Here is a 19,221-nt window from a genome sequence, read left to right on the forward strand (position 1 = left end):
GTTTATCGTCTAGTTAGGAATCAGCCCGTTGTCGCGGAGGTAGGCAAGGCAGAGCGGGTAGACATCGTCGTACAGATAGCGGCTGAAGCGGGGGTCTCCCTTGACGTCTTCCGGGATGTTGTCAAACAGCATCATGCCGCCGACGCTGCCGCCCCTCATCTCTGTGACATGCTGTTCCACGCGGGCGACGAAGACGTCTTTGACCAGCGTTTGATCCACCACGTACTGGCCGATCTTTTGGATGAAGTCAAGGGAGCATCCCGTCTCCTCATAGGTTTCGCGGACAGCCGCCGCCAGACTGGTTTCGCCCGGTTCCACCTTGCCGCCGGGCAGCTCGATGCCGCGTTTGGTATGGACGGTGAACAGCAGCTTGCCTTCAAAAAATGAAAAGACCAGAACGTGTCCCGCCGTGCGCTTCCGGTATACGGATGGGTCGAAGGTAAGCTCTACCGGCAGCCCAAAGTCATCCGAAAAGAAATACATTTTGTGTTCATCCCTTTTTGATTTGCTGTGATATGTGCTTGGTCGCTTTCATCGCCTGTCCTGCAGCGAGCGCAAGGGAAGCGTATACTGCTCCGTTGGCGACGTCCCCAACGGCGTAAATCCAGGGAATGCTGGTTTCCTGAAACGCATTGGTCTGCAAAAATCCCTCGCCATAGCGGGACAAGCCAGGAACTTCATCACTGTTGCCCCTAACGCCGATCCGCGGCAGAACCCAGTCTACGGGAAGAAAAAGCGGATCGCCGCCTCCCTGCACCTGCAGGAAGACGCCCCTTGGCGCTTGGTTCTCTGCCGTCCGCAAGAGCTCTGTTTCCATAAGCAGGGTAACGTTGGAGCGGGAAGACAGCCGCTCTGTCCACTCGGGTCTGGCCCGCAGGCGGCTTCCGCGGACAGCGATCCAGATATGCTCCACATATTCGGACAGGTTGTACGCGCTCTCGACGGCCCGATCGCCGCCTCCGATGATCAAAATGCGCTTGCCTGCAAGCTTCTCCCCATGTGTCGTGGTAGAGAAGGAGGCCGGCAGGACGATCGATGAGCACGCGAGCGACGAGAGCCGGTTTTGCTTGACGCCAGTTGCCAGGATCAAGTACTCCACCTGATACGATTGCTTTTCCGTTACGACCTGCTTATGGCTGAAGTCAATCGCCGTCAACGCTTCATTCAACCTGCAATCCACCCCTGCCGATGCGGCAAACGCCGTCAATTCCTGAAGAAAGGCAGCGCCGTTCGCATAGATCTTCGGCGGAAAGTCCCAGATTTCATTATGGATCTGTCTCAACTGCCCGCCGATTTGATCGCTGCGTTCAATGCAGACGGCTGTCAGGCCCAGCCGCTTGCACCAGACCGCCGCAGCGATGCCGGCGATACCTGCTCCGACGATTAGCACCTGTACGTTTTCCACAGTGAGTTTCCCCATTTCTTTTCCAATCGTCTTCTTCTTAGTTTAATTCAATGGGAAACTTTGAATTCCTGCAAAAAACCGTGGTGTGCTCAGCGCCGGTAAAAAGGGGGGCGTCTGTTTTCCTCAAAGTCGATTGGTTCGAAGGGCGAGGAAGGGAATGATCAGGTACAAAGCGTAAGCAAAACAGAGCCAGACGGCGAATGAGAGCAGTTGGTCGTAGGACCAGCCAGGTAAGAACAGCTCGTGATTCCAGAATACGAACGCATCCAGGCCCAGTCCCGTTGCCGAGCCGATGACGGCAAGGCGGCGTCCCGCTTCCGGGGATCGGTCGAATTTGCCATAACACCAGGCAACCAGGTACAACAGGATTGCCGTAACTCCCTCTAATAGGCAAAACCGGAGGGGGGAGAGGGCAGCGGAGGCCGGCGGCAGCAATACCGTCTGGCCAAAGAAGCGAAAACAGAGAATGACGACGAACCAGACGATGACTGCGAACGATAAAGCGGGAAGCCATTTTTTTTGCGGCATGATTATTCCTCCTTTGACTCTGGAGCCGCTTGGGACGCGGCAGTGATATGGCGGATAAACTGGTACAATTCGCCGTACACCTCATCCGCGGAAAAAGATTCACAGAGCAGCGCCTGCAGGGCCAGTCCGTCAATCATCGCATTGAGGAGCATCGCCCAGGTTTTTTGGGAGACGCCTTGCATCGGCGGGTGCGGCCACAAGGCGGCGAGCTGATCCTGCAAAAAGCGGTTTTCCGTTTCGATCAGCTCTCCCAACTGCTTGCGGATCTCCTCGTGTTGGAGGCCGGAGACGACCAGGGAAAAGAACAGCTGATGGTAAGACGAGTCTGCCGTACAGCGGCTGCGAGCCGATTCCAATGCAGATCGGATCACATCGGAATCACCTGGCTGCGGCTGTTGGATCTTTTTCCACGAGCCGTGGCAGAGGTCGCTTACGACATCGAGCAAAAGCTGTTCTTTTTGCCGGAAGTGATAGTAGACGGTTCCCTGGGAGACCCCTGCTTTCTCGGCAACCGCCTTCAGCGTCAGCTGCTGAATCCCGTGTTCCACGATGCATTGCTTGGCAGACTCGATCAGGTCTTGCTTAGATATGACATTTGGCTTCGCCATGAGTACCTCCTTAGAGTAAGTTAGTCAAACGACTAACTAGGCGTTTTCCATAAATGTACAATAAGCGGGCTGCTGTAGTCAAGAAGAACAGATATCTGTTTACCAAGTATTGGGTTATAATGATGGGAGCATGACATGAACGGAGGGGTGCAAATGAAAATCGCAGTCACAGGCGCAACCGGATTTATCGGGAAGCATCTGGCTCGGCATCTTGTGAGCCAAGGCGACGAGGTTATCGCCATTTCTCGCTCTGCAGGCGGGCAGGGTGTGCCCAATGTAAAGGTTGTAAGATGGGACGAGCTGACAGACAAGCGGGATATGCTCGAAGGATTGGATGCTGTGGTCAACCTGGCAGGAGAGTCGATCAATCAAAGGTGGACGCCGAGCGCCAAAGAGCGGATCGTCTCATCACGCCGCACAGCTGCCGAAAAGCTGGCCGAGCTTTTTGACAGGCTGGAACATAAACCCCCGGTGCTGATCAACGCATCCGGGATCTCCATCTACGGCACTTCCGATACAGATACGTACGATGAGAGCAGCCCCGCTCGAATCGTCGATTTTTTGTCCGATGTCGTGGAGAAGTGGGAAGCGGCAGCTGACCTGGTCAGCGCCCCGCGGACAGTGAAAATCCGCGTCGGGATCGTGCTGGGAAACGACGGCGGGGCCTATCCGAAGATGGCGCTTCCCTACAAGCTGGGAGTCGGCGGCAAGGTCGGCAGCGGCAGCCAGTGGCTTTCCTGGATTCACATCGAAGACATGGTCAGACTGATCGATTTTTGCATCCGCAATGAGCAGGTCAGCGGACCGGTCAACGCTACAGCACCAAACCCGGTCACCAACGACCAGTTTGGCCGGGCCGTCGCCAGAGGGCTGGGCCGTCCGCATTGGTTTCCCGTCCCGGCAGCGCTGATGAAGCTGATCTTCGGCGAGCTCGCTGTCCTCCTGCTGGAAGGGCAGCGGGTCTTCCCGCAAAAGCTGCTCGATTGCGGCTTCCAGTTTCGCTACCCTGGAATTGATGACGCGATCAAGCAGTTGGCAGGAAAATAAACGGCTCACTGGGTCAATCCAGAAATCTCTCTCTGATCTCCGGCGTCGGCATGAGGCAGCTGGACTGCTTGCCAAACCAGCGGTAGCGGTTGCGGGCCACCCAGTCGTACACCCGGTCGCGCAGCGGCAGGGGAACGATGATCAGGGCATACAGAACCGGCCACAATCCGGACATGCAGCGCAGCAGACGGAGTGCTGCCGTCGATTTGACATAGGAGCGGCCGCCTTCGATGAGAACGACAGTGTCCGCTCCCTGTGTTGGCAGGCCATGCCTGTCAAGCAGCTGCTGTCCCGCCTCCGACTGCTGCGAAGCGAATTTTATCCGGCCCTGCCGATCCCGGGGGATGACGAACTGAACCGTACGGCTGCACAGGGTGCAGTCGCCGTCAAAGAGAAGAATCGCGGATGGAGCGGGTGTTTTTTGTCCCATGGAAAAGCTCCTCCTTTAGCTGTTCTCACTCGTCGCCGAGCTCCAAGCGGTTGTGCAGCACATCCTCCACTTTCAGCAGATGGTGCAGCATTCTTTGCTGGGCCATTAAGGCGTCGCGGTCGCGGATTGCTTTATAGATCAACACGTGCTCCTTGTACAGCCTCTCTGCGCTGGCCCGCTCGCCGAACAGCCACATTTTCCGGGTGTTGCGCATGCTTTTGCTCATGGCTCCGGAGATGGTCTTCATCATGTCGATCAGCAGGCGATTGTGACTGGCGTAAGCGATGGCCTGATGGAAGTCGATGTCGGCCTGATCGCTGACTTCTTCCGAGTCGAAGCCTTGCCGCATGCGCTCGAGTGCTTGTTCGATGGCGGCCAAATCCTCATCGGCCCATTTTCGCGCTGCCAGACCGGCGCTGCCCTCTTCGAGGATTTTGCGGATCTCCAGCAGTTCCAGGATATCTTCAGAACCCATCAGAATGGTGGACAGGGGAGCGGTCAGGCTGGCGGTGTCGAATTTGCGGACAAAGGTGCCCTCACCCTGCTTCATTTCAACCAACCCCATCGCTTGCAAGGCACTGAGCGCTTCCCTGACGGCGGAGCGTCCGACCTGGAACTTCTCCGCAAGCAACTGCACGGAGTCAAGCTTGTCTCCTGGTTTTAGCTGTCCGTCCAGAATCATCTGCTTCAGTTCATCGGTAATCACTTCGTATATTTTTTTGCTGGATATTTGTTGAATTGGCAATGTGACTCCATCCTTTGTCTCGTTCTCATTTCATTTTACTACACAAGCAACCCCCAAAGCATCTGCTTTAGGGGTTATCTCTTCGTCAGGTGGCGGCCTGTTTGTCTCGCTTCAATTCTTCCGGCTCGAACTTGCCGTCAATGCCTTTGCGCCGCTGGTATTTGTCCATGAAAATGACCGCGACGGGGCAGAGGATGGCCGTTGTCAAGGTGGAGAGCGATATCTGCGCGGTGGCGATGTTGACGATATCGTGGTAAGCCTGAGCCTCGGCCTGGGTCATCATCCCGGAGCCTGCCGCGACGGTTGCCGCCGCTGCAATCGCCGCCGGAGTACCCACTGCGTTGCCGGCCGTGGAGGCTTCGGCAACGGGAGCAATCTGGCTTTTTTCGCGAAAGATTTTAAAGACCAGGATTCCGGTCAATCCCGTCAAGACGGTCGTGCCGATCCCCAGGGCAAGACCTGCGCCGACGACTTCCGGATTGAAAAAGTTGGCCAGGTTCATCCCCGCTCCCAGCGCAAAGGCGAAGAAGGGCACAGGCAGGGTCTCGCCGGGCTTTAAGAACTCGCGAATCCGCGGATCGAGGTTGCCGAGGAGCATACCCAGTCCAATCGGCAGGAGCACGGCGATAAAGGCGATCATCGGGAAGCTCTGGCCCAGCATGCCCAGCGCCATCAGGGTGAAAAACGGACCGTCGTTCAGGGAGAGGACCGAAACGGCACCGACGTCGGAGCGGTTTCCGTACTGTCCCGTCAAGGCGACGTACATCCCGCCGTTGCCGTTGGTCATCGCCGCGATGATGGCCATCGTGGAGAGGCCGAGCATTCCGTTCATCGGATCGAAGAACATGGCGAAGAGAAACCCGACTGCCACGCCGGTCAGGTACTTGCTTGCCGTAAGCAGAACGCCTTTTTTCAAGGCGCGGCCGCCGACCCGCAGATTCATTTGGCTGCCCGCGCAGAAGAGGAAGAGGGCGATTAAGGGAATCGCTCCGTTTTTGAACAGTGCCTCGGAAAACCCGCCGATCTTCAAAAACTCGTAGTTGCCGTCCGCTGTCGGCGCGACTCCCAATCCTTTCAGGAACTCCATGATAAATGGAACGTGCATCTGGTCAATCGTATTTAATAAGGCTCCGAGCAGCAGCGGAACAACCATGAGCCCCCCGGGTACTTTTTCCACCGATTTCATGATCTGCATCGACATCTCTCGCTTTCGAAGTAGGTGTGATATGATATGATGATTGCGCTTTCAAAAATATTTTTATACACGGAAGAGGATGGAGCGGTCGATTTCGGCTGCAGAACACACGCCTGACAAAGCCATCGTCACCTCAAAGTCTGAGATGAGATTTCGCAGGACGGTTCTCACCCCTTCTTCGCCGGCAACCGCCAAACCGTAGAGGAACTGCCGTCCGATCAGGACTGCAGAAGCGCCCAATGCGAGGGCTTTCAACACGTCGTCGCCGCGTCTGATCCCGCTGTCCATCAGCACCGGTACTTTACCGGCTGCCACTTCAGCCACTCTCGGCAGCGCATCGAGGGCAGCGATCGCTCCGTTAACCTGCCGGCCGCCGTGGTTGGAGACGATCAAACCGTCAACGCCGTAATGCAGGGCTAGTTCGGCATCGCGCGGATCCAGGATGCCTTTGAGCAAGATCGGCAGTCGAGTGTGTTCTCGCACAAAGGCGAGGTCCTTCCACGTCAGGCTCGGATTGCCGAACACTTCTCGGAAGACGGTACCGGCGGCCTCGAGATCCTCTTCAGGAGGACATGGACACTTGCTGCGAAAGACCGGGTCTGAGGTGTAGTTGGCAATGCCGATTCCCTCCAGAAACGGAAGCCAGCCGTGCCGCAGATCTCGCTCCCGCCAACCGATCATCGCGGTATCCAGGGTGATGACGATGGCAGAATACCCGGCAGCCTCGGCACGCTTCAGCAAGCTCGCCGACAATTCCGGGTCCTTGCTCCAGTACAGTTGAAACCAGCGTGCGGCATCTCCCATGACGCCGGCGATTTCCTCGAGGGAATACGCCGATGCCGTGCTGCAGATATAGGGAACCCCCAAGGAAGCGGCAGCTTTTGCGGACGCAAGGTCGCCTTGCGGGTGGGCGATCGTTTGCGCGCCGACGGGGGGGATCAGGATCGGGCTGGCGAAGGTCTGGCCAAACAGCGAGACGGAAATGTCCCGCCGGGAGACGTCGCAAAACATCCGCGGTTGAATCCGCCAGCGTTTAAACGCTTCCAAATTGGCGTTCATCGTATCGCCGGAACCGGCGCCCGCCGCGATGTAATCGTAATTCTGCTCTGGCAAAAGCTCGCGTGCCCGCTCCTCCCACTCTTCTACAGAGAAAGGAAGAGAAGAACTGTCGCGGTGCTTCTTGCTCTTGAAAAGTTCAACCTGAGTCTTGTAATCCATTTGCTTCACCTCCAAGCTTCAAATATATGATCATCTGACGAGGATTTTAGCAAAAGAAAAACAGGAATTCAACAAATTGTTATATGATTTGCAATGGATATAATATTGTGTGAGCAATTGTTTCAGGCGGGAGGAATGATTCATTTCAGGGGATCACGGCAAAAGGGATTGTTGTCCAAAGAGCAGGAATGATATAATTTTTTAAAGTCATCTGATGACCTGATCACTAGAATAGACGGGGGAAATAAGATGCTGGACAAGGGAATTCGGGAAGACCTGATTGCTATTGTAGGAGAAAAGTATTTTTTGGATACGCCAAACGAGCTGTACGCGTATTCCTATGACGCGACGCCCATTCACCAGGCCATGCCTGATGCAGTGGTCATGCCGGGGTGTACCGATGAGGTGGCCGCCATCTTGAAGCTGGCGAATGCGCACGGCATTCCGATCGTGCCCCGCGGGTCGGGAACGAATCTGGCCGGGGGGACGATTCCGGTAGAAGGCGGCATCGTCGTAAACATGAACCGGTTTGACAAAATTTATGAAATTGACCAAAAAAATCTGACAGCAACGCTCGGACCAGGGGTCGTGACGGCCGACCTGCACAAGGCTGTCGAAGCAGTCGGCTTGTTTTACCCGCCGGATCCGGGCAGCATGCGGATCTCGACGGTCGGCGGGAACATGGCCCAATGCGCGGGCGGCATGAGAGGGCTGAAATACGGGGTCACCAAGGATTACATCCTGGGGCTGGAATACGTCCTGCCATCGGGCGAGGTGCTGCGCTGCGGCGGGAAAAACATGAAAGACGTCGCCGGGTACGACATGACCAGGCTGATGGTCGGATCGGAAGGCACGCTCGGGATCATCACGGAGATCACGGTAAAGCTGGTTCCCTTGCCGGAATCGAAGCGGACGCTTGTCGCTTACTACACCAATCTCGTCGATGCGGCCCGGACCGTGGAAAAGGTGATCGCCTCCAAAATCATCCCGGCGACAATCGAATTTCTCGACCAGTCCACCATGAAGGTCGTGGACGACTTTGCCAAGCTGGGTCTGCCGCTGGAGATGAAATCGATGCTTTTGATCGAGCAGGATGGACCGGAAGACTTGGTGGTGCGGGATATTGAACAGATCGCCGCCATCGCCAAGCAGGAGGGAGCGGCCGACGTGCAGCTCGCGCAAACGGCCGAGGAGGGAGCCAAGCTGCTCGCGGCCAGACGCTCCGCCTTGGCGGCGCTGTCCCGGCTGCGTCCCACGACGATTCTCGAAGACGCGACGGTTCCCCGCTCCAAGCTGGCCGAGATGGTGGAAGAGGTGGAGCGCATCGCGGAGAGGTACCAGGTGCAGATCTGCACCTTTGGCCACGCCGGTGATGGAAACTTGCACCCGACCTGCATGACCGACGAGCGGGACAAGGAAGAGATTCACCGGGTAGAGCAGGCTTTTGAAGAAATTTTCCACGCGGCGATTCGCCTCGGCGGGACGATTACCGGTGAGCACGGTGTCGGCATGGCCAAGATGAATTATCTCGATCTGAAAGTGGGCGAGGGAGGAATCGAATTGATGAAGCGGATCAAGGCCGCGTTTGACCCGAACAACATCATGAATCCCGGAAAAATGTTCGCAGGCAGCGGACGCCGCAGAGTGGTGGTGAAACGATGAACTTGACGAAGCAAGGACTTTTGGCCAAATTCAACATGGATGAGATCATGAACTGCATGCACTGTGGATTCTGTCTGCCGGCTTGCCCCACCTACCGGGAGACAGGCTTGGAATCGCACAGTCCGCGCGGCCGCATCGCCCTGATGAAGGGAGTGGCGAACAGCCAGCTGGCGATCGATCAGGAATTTGAGAAAAACATGTACGCCTGTCTCGGCTGCCGCGCTTGTGAAACGGCTTGTCCGGCCGGAGTGCCCTACGGCAGCCTGGTAGAGACAGCGCGGGAAGTGGTCGAAGAGAATAAAAAGAGCGAGTCGAAACCGCCATTTGTCCGCAAGCTTGTATTTGAGAAGGTATTTCCCTATCCTGAGCGGATGAAGGCGCTGGGGACGGCGCTGTGGGCAGCTCAGAGCACTGGACTGCAGACGCTGGCCAACAAGACGGGCTTGATCAACATCCTGCCGCGGGAGATGGCCGAGATGCAGCAGGCGGTCGACAAGATCGCATCGCCGCGGGAGCGGAAACAGCGCCAGCCGGTGATGCCGGCACAGACGGCGGAGGCGGACTTGACGGTCGGGATGTTCACCGGCTGCATCATGGATGTGATGTTTTTTGAGACGAACCAGGCGACAGCAAACCTCTTGACGAAGGCAGGCTGCAGTGTCGTGTTTGTGGAAAACCAGGCCTGCTGCGGGGCCCTGCACGCCCATGCCGGGGAAAAAGACGGCGCCATTGAGCTGGCCAAGCGCAATATTGAAGCGTTTGAGCGGGCAGGTGTTGACTTCATCGTCAACAACGCCGGCGGCTGCGGCGCGGCGCTGAAGGAGTACCACCACTGGTTCGAGGATGATCCGGAATGGAAGGCGCGGGCCATGGCGTTTGTCGCGAAGGTGAGGGATGCCAATGAGCTGTTGGCCGAGCTGCCGCCGCTCGTCTTTACCAAGCCCTTAAACGCCCGCGTCACCTATCAGGATTCCTGTCACCTGGCTCACGGTCAAGGCATTCGCAACCAGCCCCGCGAACTGTTGAAAAGCATCCCTGGCGTAGAGCTCGTCGAAATGTCCGGGGCTGACAGCTGCTGCGGATCTGCCGGGATCTACAACATCACCAACTTTGATATGTCGATGCAAATCTTGGACGGCAAGATGGAGCATGTGAAGGAGACGAAGGCACACATCATTGCGACGTCGAATCCCGGCTGCCTTTTGCAGATGAAAAAAGGCATCATCCGGGCCGGACTGGAAGGCCAGATGGAAGCGGTGCACATCATGGATTTGCTGGCTCGGGCGCTGTAGTGTTGGAGGTTCGCCTCCAGCTTTGGGCAAAATTTTTGGATTTTGGCAAAAATGGCCTGTATAATAAATATTGCAACTCTTGCAAGAGGTGGGGACAAAAATCATGAAAATCGTCATAGCACCCGATTCGTTTAAGGGCAGCGTCTCAGCCATGGAAGCGGCAATCGCTATCGAGAAAGGGATCAAACGATACCTGACCGATGCTCAGACGCTGCTGATCCCTGTCGCTGACGGCGGGGAAGGGACGCTGGACAGCCTGGTGGCCGCGACTGGCGGGAAGCGCGTGCCGGTAACGGTGACCGGTCCGCTGGGTTCCCCGGTAGCAGCCGAGTACGGACTGCTTGGAGACGGAAAGACATGTGTGATCGAGATGGCCAGTGCCTCCGGGCTGTACCTGATATCTCCCGAAGAGAGAAACCCGCTGGTTACGACAACCTATGGGACGGGCGAATTGATCAGACAAGCCTTGGATGACGGATGCCGCCGCTTTATTCTGGCGATTGGCGGCAGCGCTACTAACGACGGAGGCGCAGGCATGCTGCAGGCGCTGGGAATGAAGCTTTTGAATGCCAAAGGGGAGCCGATCGGCTTTGGAGGCGGCGAATTGCAGCAGATCACAGCCATCGACGACAGCGGTTTTGATCGGCGGATTGCCGAGGCATCTTTCTTGATCGCAACCGATGTGCAAAATCCGCTTGTGGGTCCAAACGGCGCTTCGCACGTATTTGGGCCGCAAAAAGGGGCGACTCCGGAGATGGCTGCCAGCCTGGACGAGGGCATGTCCCATTGGGCTGACGTGATCGAGGCAAAGACGGGCATGCGGATTCACGACCGCCCGGGAGCCGGTGCCGCCGGCGGGATTGGCGGAGCGTTTCAAGCCTTTTTTCCGGCGGCGATGCGGCGGGGGATCGATGTCGTCATCGAGTACACCGGGCTGCGCGATGCGCTGCAGGGGGCAGACCTGGTCTTCACCGGTGAAGGGCAGATCGACTTTCAGACTGCCTCGGGCAAAACTCCTATGGGGGTAGCGCAGGAGGCCCAGAAGCTGGGGATTCCCGTATTTGTGCTGGCCGGTTCGATCGGCCGCGGCATCAGCGAGCTGTATCAGTACGGCATTACCGGCATACACAGTATTGTAAACGCCCCGATGACGCTGCAGGAAGCGATGCAACGGGCCCCGGAATTGCTGGAGGAGCGCTCAGAGCAGGTATTGCGAACTTATGACGGAAAAGCGAGGTTATCCTAAGTGAAGACGACTCTTATGTACGGCAAAGAAGGCTTGACGATAGAGGTCCCCGACCATTCTGTGCTCGTGGAGCCGAGACACCTTCCGGGTCTTGTGGACGAGCGGGAGGCTGTTTTGAAAGCGCTTCGTCAACCGATTGGCGCACCGCCGCTGCAGAAGATGGTCAAGGAGACAGACAAGGTGGCCATCGTCATCAGCGACATTACCCGGCCGACGCCGAACCACAAGCTGGTTCCCTGGCTGATCGAGGAGCTCTCTCACATTCCGTTGGAGAACTTTGTGATCATCAACGGCACAGGGACGCATCGCGACCAGACGCGGGAAGAGTTTGTGCAGATGCTGGGCGAGTGGGTGGTCGAGAACATCCGCATCATCAACAACCACTGTCACGAGAAGGAGTCGCTGGCGAAGGTGGGCCGCAGCTCTTTCGGCTGTGATGTGTATTTGAACAAGGAGTATGTAGAAGCAGATTTTCGCATCGTAACCGGGTTTATCGAGCCCCATTTCTTTGCCGGTTTTTCCGGCGGACCAAAAGGCATTATGCCAGGGATCGCCGGCATTGAGACGATCCTGACCTTTCACAATGCGAGGATGATCGGCGACCCGCTCTCCACCTGGGGCAATATGGTGAACAATCCGCTGCAGGACATGACCCGGGAGATCAACCGGATGTGCAAGCCCCACTTTATGCTGAACGTCACGCTAAACCGGGAGAAGGAGATCACCCAGGTGTTTGCCGGCGAGCTGTTCGAAGCTCACGACGTCGGCTGCGCCTTTGCCAAGGAACACGCGATGATCAAGTGCGACCAGCGCTTTGACGTGGTCATCACCTCCAACTCCGGCTATCCGCTGGATCAAAATCTCTATCAGGCGGTTAAAGGGATGAGCGCCGCCCACAAGATCGTGAAAAAAGGCGGAACGATCATCTGCGCAGCAGAGTGTTCGGACGGGCTGCCCAACCACGGGAATTATGCCAAAATCCTGCAAATGCGCAAGACTCCGGAAGAGATTCTGGAGATGATAGGTGACCCTGCCTTCGAAATGTTCGATCAGTGGCAGGTGCAAAAACAGGCCGTCATCCAGGTGTGGGCCGATGTGTACGTCTATTCCACGCTGCCCGATGAGGACCTGGAGAAGGCGATGTTTAAACCATGCCGCGACATAGAGGCGACGCTGGCGGAGTTGAAGCAAAAGTACGGAGAGGATATGTCCGTAGCTGTCCTGCCGCTCGGGCCGCTGACCATTCCGTATGTAGAGGAATAAGCGGAAGGGGCAGCGGAATTCCACTCTCCAGTGGATTACCTGAAGGATACCGAGAGCGGGGCATTCGGCCGTGGTACTTCACTGCTACATGCCCCGCTGACCATTCCCCTTATTTTTCCAAGTTATCCTAATCAACAAGACCGTTTCCAATGTAATCAAAGGTATTTACGTCTGCATAAACAATCATATTGTTTGGAATGGATGCACTTTTCGTGGGAAAATCAATCAAATACACTTCTTTTCCTTCATATGATTTATCACCAATTTGACTCATCATATTTTCATTCAGAGTAATTTTAGAAACATGTCCATCTTTCCAAGTACCATCAATCCATTCTTTTTGTTCTGGGGACAATTGGTTCCAAACGATTTCTCTGACATCATCTTTTTTGACAACCTTGTCGCCCTCTTTTTTGCTGCTGTTAACGATATTTTCGTCATTTTTACTTACTTGTACACTCTCGTTAGAACAAGCAATCAGTCCTAACAAAAGAGCGGTAGAAAGAATAAACAGAGCATTTTTTTCACTCGTAACACCTCCTTCATTATTAGACGAAACTTTCGCCTTCTGTTTCACCGCTACCGCAAAATATTCTCCTTATGCTCTTTCCCTTTTTCGTTTTTGTTTATGAAAGTGCATCTTGCTTTTGGGTCATGAATAGAAGGTATAATAGCATATATTGGTAAAATTATCATGAAGAGGTGATGAATGGTGAAGGAAAGCCGCGACTCATCAGACAGAACCGCAGATGAACAAGGGGTCCCTTCGTTTAACAGTGTGACTGACCACTATCAAAACATCATGGGAGTACCAAAACAAACGGTTGACTTGAACAGCATGCCCAAGCCGTTGCGCTGGTTCGGCTATTTCTTTTATGCCATTATAGGGATCGGTGCCATTTTCCTCGTCATCGGGCTGATTTACAATTATTTGTTCAGGTAGGGAGAGGAAAGAAGAATACGAGGAGGTAAGGGTATGAAAAAGAAAACGATAGCCTCATCACTTGTTGTCACGTTTGCTATGTGCAGCTTGTTGACAGTACTTGTTCCATTTACAGTTTTTGGGAAAACAGAAAACAATCACTCGTATTTGTGTACGATTGATGCAGAGCGTACGGACTTCGAAAACGGGGAATACTGGCTGCAAAAAATTACGTATGAGAATGGGGCAACAACTGTCATTAATGAAGCAGACACTTTTACGTTTCTGATGATAAACAGTAATTTCATACCGAATGTAGATATACGGATTGAAAACGGGCATTCCTTGGTTCCGATCAGGCTCATCACGGAAGAATTAGGCGGACAGGTAAACTGGGATGCGAAAAAAAGCGCGGAAATCCTGTATCAAAACAAGAAAATGACGCTGACAGCAGGGGATAAACATGCGGTTATAGACGGAAAAACAGTCGTCCTGCCAGTAGCCGCGAAAATACTCGAGAACAAGTTGTATGTGCCATTGCGACCAGTGGCCGACGCGTTTCATATGGATGTCAGCTATAACAGCGGAATCATGCCCTTGGACAATCCGTTGATTTCGATTGATACGAGAGAGAAAAACGTGACCAGGGAAGAGGCTGTACAAATAGCCAGAGCTGCTATGGAAAAGGCATACAGCACGTTTTTAAAGAATGACACATACGTAAATGGCAGCGATACCGCTAACAAGGTGTTAGCTGAAATCCGCCAAAAGATAGAGAGTATCGAATATCAGGATGAGTCTGCGGGGTACTGGATATTGAGCGGTCCGTATAAAATACTTGTCGACAAATCTACCGGGGAGTTGTTTTTTAAAGTCGGCCAATCCCATGTAGGCGGTTCCTATGTGGAATCTATGTACCGGGTAGATGAGAATGATCGTAATATTTTTGTAGGAGGCTATTTTGCAGGGTGATACGGAGAAAAGTGATTGGGATTATCGTTGCCGTAGTCTTTGTTGCAATACTCACCGGCTGCTTCGGTACCGACACAAAACCTGTCACGGAGAAACAAGCAGAGGAATTGGGATTTCCCGTTTTTCTGCCGGATTACTTGCCGGAGGGCTTAGAATTAAAGGACAAAACGATAGAAGAGAACTCGCTCTTTGTATCCTTTGGGAGTGGGGATCACTACATGGAAATCACTCAAAGGAAAAGGTCAAAATACAACTATCATCACATGATCGAGATGAACGCCTCAGATGCGGCAAATAAGGCAGATCCGGCGAAAGACCCGGCTATTGAGTACCGGATCATCGGAAATTTCGTTGGTGAAATCGATAAAACGATAAAAAAGCAGGGGATCTTCAGCTACACTTTTTTACCAAGTCAAATCTTAGACCAGACAGTGAATGTCGGCGATCTTCACTACTACCACATACAATCGAATCTCGGTGAGGACGAAATAACTCAGGTTATAGAGAGTTTGCGAGATCTTTGCCAACCCCAACCAGATTCCGGTCAAGAAAAAGCCTCTTGATTGAAAGACTAAGACAGCAATCGCAAAGAAATCCTCCCCTATGATTGATGCTAAATTTATCTAGCGTTGCAGGACCAAAAATGACATTTGGAGGAAAGGGTATGAGCGAGCACAACACGATGAATGATGGTACATACGAAGGCGAAAACGAGTTGGTAACGACGCGTCTCATCGATGCTCCGCGCGATCTCGTTTTTCAGGCTTGGACTTCGCCGGAATATTTAGCACAGTGGTGGGGGCCGAAGGGTTTTACCAATACATTTCATGAATTTGACTTAAGGCCGGGAGGCACCTGGAAGTTTGTTATGCACGGCCCGGATGGTGTCGATTATAAAAATAAAAGCATCTTTGACGAGATCGTGCCGCCGGAACGAATCGTCTTCCGGCATGTTTCCGGCCCCAAATTTCAGGTGACGGCCACCTTTGAGAACCTTGATGGAAAGACCAGGATCACATATCGCATGCGTTTCGAGACGGCTGCCGAATTCGATAAGGTCAAGACGTATGCTGCAGAGGGGAACGAACAGAATTTTGACCGTCTTGAGGAGCTTTTGCAGAAGATGTCCGCCTAAGGCGGAGATCGAGGCAAACTAGCCGGAAGGCTCTTCCTGACCGAAATCCGTTGGATTACTCCGGTGGAAGCCTCCCTTCTGATAGAGCAAAAGATTCGGAATTTGAAAAAAGCTGCCACTACTTGTTCATTGATGTACCAGAGAAGTGTATCCATGAATCTCTTCGTTTGTCCAAAAGAAAGCCGCAGAATCTAATCTTTGACAAGAGTCGGCTTCCAGATCCCAGATGTTTCGGAGGTGTTCGGATGACAAGAACGATCATTACCAATGGGCTGATCTATACGCTGGATGCCAATCATCCCATTGTAGAAGCGGTAGTCGTCGAGAACGGCAAGATCACAGACGTGGGATCTCATCAGGAAATGATGCTGCAGTGGGGCCGAGCCGGTTCCCAGATCATCGATTTGCAGGGAAAAATGGCTTCCCCGGGCTTGATAGACAGCCACCTCCATCTCTCGGGAGTCGCTCTCCATTTTCTCGATCTCAATCTGACAGGTGTCAAATCGAAAACGGAAATGCTCGACAAGATCAGGGAAAAAGCGAATGCGATACCTCCCGGACAGTGGTTGATCGGGATGGGCTGGGACGAGAACCTCTTTGACGACGGCGCGATTCCAACCATCGATGAGCTTGACCATGTCGCACCACACTGTCCGCTCTACTTGAAGCGAATTTGTCACCATGCCTTTCTGGTCAATTCCAAGGCGCTTGAATGCAGTCATTACCACCCGTCTATCGAGGTCCCGCCTGGAGGAAGCGTCGTGCTCGACCCTGATACGGGAAAGCCTACCGGACTATTGCTCGAATCCGCATCCCAACTGATCACGCCCCACATTCCGCAAAGAACGTATGATGAGATCAAACACGCGTTGGGGCAGGCGATGGGACTTGCTGTGAGACGAGGTTTAACGAGTGTTCATACAAATGACCCGCATTACTTGGGCGGTCTCGACCAAACGTACAAAATGTATGACGAGCTGCTCAATTCGGGGCACCACAGGCTGCGGTGCAATCTGCTGATCGATTCCCCCTACCTTGGCCAACTAAAGGAGAGGGGGATGTATGCCGGGTATGGAAATGAGAGATTGCAGATCGGGGCGATCAAAATATTTGCCGATGGCGCCTTGGGGAGAAGAACCGCCCTGCTCTCAGAGCCTTATTCTGATGAGCCTGGGCAGTATGGAGAGGCCATGCATGACCAGGAAGCCCTGTTCCAGATGATCAAAGCGGCAAGGGATCATTCCATGCCGATTGCCGTTCATACCATCGGAGACAAAGCCTTGGAAAATGTCTTGGATATCCTTGACCAACTGCCGAAAGCGGGGCACCGTGACCGACTCATCCACGTCTCCGTTCTCCGAGCCGACCTGATTCGACGGCTAGCTGTTCCCAGCCGGATCGCGGACATTCAACCGAGGTTTTTGGTGGGCGATTACCCTTGGGTGCTGGAGAGACTGGGCGAGACGAGAGAAGCGTATCTGTATGCGTGGAAATCCCTGCTTGCCGCAGGCGTTTTATGTGCAGGCGGTTCGGATGCGCCCGTCGAACCGATCGATCCGCTGCTTGGCATTCACGCAGCCGTTACCCGGCGGGCCCCGGGTCAGTCTCATGGCGGCTGGAACGAAAAAGAGAAGCTGTCGATGCTGGAAGCTTTGACTCTGTTCACAGTTGGCGGCGCCTATGCGACAAACGAGGAGCAGGTCAAGGGGACGATATCCAGGGGAAAATTGGCCGATTTTACAGTTTATTCCCATAATCTGATGGCGATGGAAGATCCGGATGAACTATTGCAGACAGATATCGAAATGACGATTATCGGCGGGGAACCGCAAACGGTATAAGCCATTTCTCATTAAAAAGCTCTTCCCTGAACCGAATTCCGGTCAAGGAAGAGCCTTTTTCCATCTGCTCGAGCCGGTTCTGCTTACGCCGAAACAACGGCCGAGTCCGTTTCCGTCTTGCAAACCTCGTGGCAGCTCGACTCTGCCGCACAGCACTGTGAGCAGATGTTATGGGTATGGAATGGGCAGTAGAGCATGTCTTCGGCAATAAACTCGCCGTGGCAATTGCCGCACTTGACTACCTTTTCACCGTACTTGTTGGGGCGCATGTCCCCTGCCAGCTCAGCCTGCTGACGGCGCGTCAGATAGGTTTTTCCGCCGGTGGCGACAGCCATTACCACAGTGAGGATGCAGGCGATCACTCCGGCGACCAGGGCGGCCAGACCGGACCAGACGGGGCCGAATGCGCCCAGTGCCATCGCTGTGCCGATCACGCTGGAGATGATGATGGCAACGACCCCGACCGGGTTCCACTCCGGCAAGAAGCCGCGACGGTGCTCGATGTGCAGCTGCCCCAGCTTAAGCCACTTTTTGATCACGATGACATCAGTGACGAGAATCGACGCCCAGGCAAACAGGAAGACACCCTGAAACGTCAGCAGCGGACCGATGTAATCCAGAATGCCGAGCAGCATCGAGATGATGGCCAAAACGGCGGTAGTTACCACCCAAAACACCCGGCCCGGGGCAAAGTGAAAGACGCGGGCGAAAAAGTTGGCCAGCGACATCGAGCCGCTGTACAGGTTGGTTACGTTGATCCGAAGCTGGGTCAGGATGGAGAAGAGTGCTCCCCATACGCCCATTGCCGTGACGAAGTAGACGCCAGGATTATCCTGCATATAGCGGACGCCAAACCAGATCCCGAGCAGGCCGGAGAGGAAAAAGCAGACGAGTTGAGGGATAAAGCCTACTGCGAAAACACCGATTTTGAATTCCTCCGGTTTGACAAAGCGGGCATAGTCCGAGATTAACAATGCCATGATTCCAACCAATCCATTTATAATGCCGATACAAGTAATCAATCCGATGCCGCCGATGCTTTGACCTGCCGGTAAATAAGAGAGCCAGATATCCGCGTTGTCGAATTCGCGGGTCGCGGTCAGCCAGATGCCTACTGCCAAAAGAATCAGGTAGACAGGCAGAGAGTACTTCTGAAACGTATCCAGCTGTTTGACGCCGTACCAATTGAGCGGAACCACTGCCAGCCCGAAGAAGATCATCAGCACCCAGAGCGGGATGAACTTCAAGTACTCGTGGACAGCGACCGCCATGATCGACCCTTCAATGGCACAGTACATGATAAAGTTGATCGCGTAGATAAACGAGGTAATCGATGCGCCGATAAAACCGAAGCCGGCGCCGCGGGACATCAGATTGACGTTCAGTCCGTACTTGGCGGCAAAGTAAGCAATCGTGATGCCGATCGCGCCGGCGACGATCGTAGCGTATATCTCGGCGAGCAGCGCGTTGACACTGCCGAACTGGACGGCCATCAGGCTGCCCATCTGCATGAAGATCATCGCGGTCGCGACGCCGATCGCCACATTGGTCATGTTCAGCCAGGGCATGCGCCAGTGCTTGGGAACCCGCTGCAGCGCGTAGTCCTCCTTTTTTTCGCTTTTTTGATCCTCCTGCGGTTTGACAACACCTTCCATCCAATCACTTCCTTTCTAATTGGTATCTATGTGAAAAGGGAGGAGAGGCCAGGGCAG

20 protein-coding genes are annotated in these 19,221 nt (G+C 54.2%); 10 read left to right on the top strand and 10 right to left on the bottom strand.

From position 1 onward, the window contains the following. Window positions 1-9 precede the first annotated feature (9 nt). The 4 genes from ACI7RC_RS00335 to ACI7RC_RS00350 form a co-directional block, all read right to left on the bottom strand. Window positions 10-483 carry an NUDIX domain-containing protein gene (locus ACI7RC_RS00335; RefSeq protein WP_408106230.1) on the bottom strand — a complete coding sequence of 158 codons (474 nt, stop codon included), beginning with the start codon at window positions 481-483 and terminating at the stop codon, window positions 10-12. Window positions 484-490: 7 nt separating this feature from the next. Next, window positions 491-1,420 carry an NAD(P)/FAD-dependent oxidoreductase gene (locus tag ACI7RC_RS00340; RefSeq protein ID WP_408106231.1) on the bottom strand — a complete coding sequence of 310 codons (930 nt, stop codon included), beginning with the start codon at window positions 1,418-1,420 and terminating at the stop codon, window positions 491-493. Between the two features lie 108 nt (window positions 1,421-1,528). Beyond that, window positions 1,529-1,933, bottom strand: a complete 405-nt coding sequence (locus ACI7RC_RS00345) for a hypothetical protein (RefSeq protein WP_408106232.1) — start codon at window positions 1,931-1,933, stop codon at window positions 1,529-1,531. A 2-nt stretch (window positions 1,934-1,935) separates the two neighbouring features. Then, entirely contained in the window at window positions 1,936-2,541 is a 606-nt protein-coding gene (locus ACI7RC_RS00350; protein WP_408106233.1) for a TetR/AcrR family transcriptional regulator, read from the bottom strand. 153 nt (window positions 2,542-2,694) lie between these two features. Here ACI7RC_RS00350 and ACI7RC_RS00355 point away from each other — a divergent pair, with 153 nt between their 5' ends. Continuing rightward, window positions 2,695-3,588 carry a TIGR01777 family oxidoreductase gene (locus ACI7RC_RS00355; RefSeq protein WP_408106234.1) on the top strand — a complete coding sequence of 298 codons (894 nt, stop codon included), beginning with the start codon at window positions 2,695-2,697 and terminating at the stop codon, window positions 3,586-3,588. A gap of 13 nt (window positions 3,589-3,601) precedes the next feature. On the opposite strand, the gene ACI7RC_RS00360 is transcribed toward ACI7RC_RS00355, so the two are convergent. From ACI7RC_RS00360 to ACI7RC_RS00375, 4 genes are all read right to left on the bottom strand, one after another. Further along, entirely contained in the window at window positions 3,602-4,018 is a 417-nt protein-coding gene (locus ACI7RC_RS00360; protein WP_408106235.1) for a thiol-disulfide oxidoreductase DCC family protein, read from the bottom strand. Between the two features lie 25 nt (window positions 4,019-4,043). Beyond that, on the bottom strand, window positions 4,044-4,763 hold the full coding sequence (locus ACI7RC_RS00365; RefSeq protein WP_408106236.1) for a FadR/GntR family transcriptional regulator: 720 nt from the start codon (window positions 4,761-4,763) through the stop codon (window positions 4,044-4,046). A gap of 85 nt (window positions 4,764-4,848) precedes the next feature. Continuing rightward, a complete protein-coding gene (locus ACI7RC_RS00370; protein ID WP_408106237.1) occupies window positions 4,849-5,958 on the bottom strand; it encodes a 2-keto-3-deoxygluconate permease in 1,110 nt (369 codons plus the stop codon). Window positions 5,959-6,021: 63 nt separating this feature from the next. Further along, entirely contained in the window at window positions 6,022-7,176 is a 1,155-nt protein-coding gene (locus ACI7RC_RS00375) for an alpha-hydroxy-acid oxidizing protein (protein WP_408106238.1), read from the bottom strand. A 249-nt stretch (window positions 7,177-7,425) separates the two neighbouring features. Between ACI7RC_RS00375 and ACI7RC_RS00380 the strand changes: the two genes are divergently transcribed. From ACI7RC_RS00380 to larA, 4 genes are all read left to right on the top strand, one after another. After that, the gene (locus ACI7RC_RS00380; RefSeq protein WP_408106239.1) at window positions 7,426-8,838 is read left to right on the top strand and encodes an FAD-binding oxidoreductase; all 1,413 of its coding nucleotides are present in this window, start codon (window positions 7,426-7,428) and stop codon (window positions 8,836-8,838) included. Further along, window positions 8,835-10,130: a (Fe-S)-binding protein gene (locus tag ACI7RC_RS00385; RefSeq protein WP_408106240.1), complete on the top strand. Its 1,296-nt coding sequence runs from the start codon at window positions 8,835-8,837 to the stop codon at window positions 10,128-10,130. Before ACI7RC_RS00380 ends, ACI7RC_RS00385 begins: the two co-directional genes overlap by 4 nt. Window positions 10,131-10,233: 103 nt before the next feature. Then, window positions 10,234-11,376 (top strand): glycerate kinase, encoded by a 1,143-nt coding sequence (locus tag ACI7RC_RS00390; RefSeq protein WP_408106241.1) that lies wholly within the window; start codon window positions 10,234-10,236, stop codon window positions 11,374-11,376. After that, complete coding sequence (gene larA, locus ACI7RC_RS00395) at window positions 11,377-12,639, top strand: nickel-dependent lactate racemase (protein WP_408106242.1); 1,263 nt, start codon at window positions 11,377-11,379, stop codon at window positions 12,637-12,639. A gap of 127 nt (window positions 12,640-12,766) precedes the next feature. Here the strand turns inward: larA and ACI7RC_RS00400 are convergent, their stop codons facing one another. Beyond that, window positions 12,767-13,216, bottom strand: a complete 450-nt coding sequence (locus tag ACI7RC_RS00400; RefSeq protein ID WP_408106243.1) for a hypothetical protein — start codon at window positions 13,214-13,216, stop codon at window positions 12,767-12,769. Window positions 13,217-13,348: 132 nt separating this feature from the next. Here ACI7RC_RS00400 and ACI7RC_RS00405 point away from each other — a divergent pair, with 132 nt between their 5' ends. The 5 genes from ACI7RC_RS00405 to ACI7RC_RS00425 all read left to right on the top strand — a co-directional run bounded on the left by ACI7RC_RS00405 (window position 13,349) and on the right by ACI7RC_RS00425 (window position 17,509). Next, entirely contained in the window at window positions 13,349-13,582 is a 234-nt protein-coding gene (locus ACI7RC_RS00405) for a hypothetical protein (RefSeq protein WP_408106244.1), read from the top strand. 33 nt (window positions 13,583-13,615) lie between these two features. Next, a complete protein-coding gene (locus tag ACI7RC_RS00410; RefSeq protein WP_408106245.1) occupies window positions 13,616-14,533 on the top strand; it encodes a stalk domain-containing protein in 918 nt (305 codons plus the stop codon). After that, window positions 14,530-15,096 carry a hypothetical protein gene (locus ACI7RC_RS00415; protein WP_408106246.1) on the top strand — a complete coding sequence of 189 codons (567 nt, stop codon included), beginning with the start codon at window positions 14,530-14,532 and terminating at the stop codon, window positions 15,094-15,096. The genes ACI7RC_RS00410 and ACI7RC_RS00415 overlap by 4 nt, the downstream gene beginning before the upstream one ends. A gap of 101 nt (window positions 15,097-15,197) precedes the next feature. Further along, window positions 15,198-15,668, top strand: coding sequence for an SRPBCC family protein (locus tag ACI7RC_RS00420; protein WP_408106247.1), 471 nt, complete (start codon window positions 15,198-15,200; stop codon window positions 15,666-15,668). 245 nt (window positions 15,669-15,913) lie between these two features. After that, window positions 15,914-17,509: an amidohydrolase gene (locus ACI7RC_RS00425; RefSeq protein ID WP_408106248.1), complete on the top strand. Its 1,596-nt coding sequence runs from the start codon at window positions 15,914-15,916 to the stop codon at window positions 17,507-17,509. 83 nt (window positions 17,510-17,592) lie between these two features. Here the strand turns inward: ACI7RC_RS00425 and ACI7RC_RS00430 are convergent, their stop codons facing one another. Continuing rightward, entirely contained in the window at window positions 17,593-19,164 is a 1,572-nt protein-coding gene (locus ACI7RC_RS00430) for a purine-cytosine permease family protein (RefSeq protein WP_408106249.1), read from the bottom strand. Between the last annotated feature and the right edge of the window lie 57 nt (window positions 19,165-19,221).

The organism is Brevibacillus sp. B_LB10_24 (assembly GCF_046036945.1).
GTDB lineage: Bacteria > Bacillota > Bacilli > Brevibacillales > Brevibacillaceae > Brevibacillus_C.